This window comes from Mycolicibacter acidiphilus (assembly GCF_018455725.1).
Lineage (GTDB): Bacteria > Actinomycetota > Actinomycetes > Mycobacteriales > Mycobacteriaceae > Mycobacterium > Mycobacterium acidiphilum.
On sequence record NZ_JAHCLR010000107.1, the window covers coordinates 1 to 1,230 of the forward strand.

The following is a 1,230-nucleotide window of genomic DNA, read 5'->3' on the forward strand; positions in this document are numbered from 1 at the left end:
CGCGCCGGTCGCGTCACCGCCGACGCCGCCGTTGGCGCCGCTGCCGGCCACCGCGTTGGCGCCCGCGGTGCCGTTGGCGGCGTTGCCGCCGACACCACCGGTCCCGCCGGTACCGCCCTGGCCGCCGGCGCCGCCGTCACCGGATTCGGTGCCACCGGCACCGCCGACGCCGCCGTTGCCGCCGGCCGCGCCGGCCGTTCCCGCGGTGCCGCTGCCGTCGGTTCCCGTGGTGCCGGCCAGGCCGTTCGCCCCGCTGCCGCCGTTGCCGCCGGAGCCGCCGGAGCCGATCGTGCCGGCCGCGCCACCGGCACCACCGTCGCCACCGGCCTGGACAGTGCCATCGGCGAGTTGCTCACCGGCGCCGCCGTTGCCACCGTTGCCGCCGGAGCCGCCCAGGACCGCACCGTCGGCACCGTCGGCGGCCTGCACGCCGTCGCCGCCGGTGCCGCCGGAACCACCATGACCGGCCGTGCCGGCCGTACCACCGGAACCACCGTTACCGCCGATGCCTGCGGTGTCGTTCACACCGCCACCAGCACCCGCACCACCGGCACCGCCGTTGGCGCCGTTGCCGGTGTCACCGCCGGCCCCACCGGCACCACCCGCGCCGTCGACACCCGCGCTGCCGTTGGCGGCCGTCCCACCGGCGCCACCGTCGCCGCCCTGACCGCCCGCACCGCCGTTGCCGTTGCTGCTGGTGGCATCGCCGCCGGTGCCGCCCGCGTCGCCGCTGCCGGCCGCCGCATCCGAACCCGCGGCACCGCTGACCCCGGCGCCACCGGCCCCACCGGCGCCACCGAGACCACCCGTGCCGCCGGCCCCGCCGTTGCCGGACTCGCTGCCACCGGTGCCACCGGCCCCGGCGTGGCCGCCGTTGCCGCCCGCGGTGCCCGCGGTGCCGTTGCCGTCGGTATCGGTGCTGCCTGCCACACCGGCCGAGCCGACGCCGCCGTTACCGCCGGCGCCGCCGGTGCCGACCGTGCCGGCGTTGCCGCCCAGGCCGCCGGCGCCACCGTTCTGCGCGGAACCGTCCGCCAGGGTCTGCCCGGCACCGCCGTTGCCGCCGGCGCCGCCGTCGCCGCCGGACCCATCCGTGCCGGCCTGGCCGTTGCCCGCCCCGCCGCTCACACCGGTGCCGCCGGTGCCACCGCTACCGCCGGTGGCCCGGTCGCCACCCTGGCCGCCGTTCCCGCCGTTGCCGGCGGCCGTGTCGGTGCCGCCCGCGCCGCC

At 80.5% G+C, this 1,230-nt stretch carries 1 pseudogene; it reads right to left on the minus strand.

The features are described from left to right. Positions 1 to 1,230, minus strand: a pseudogene (locus tag KIH27_RS22000) (PE family protein); the annotation flags it as partial.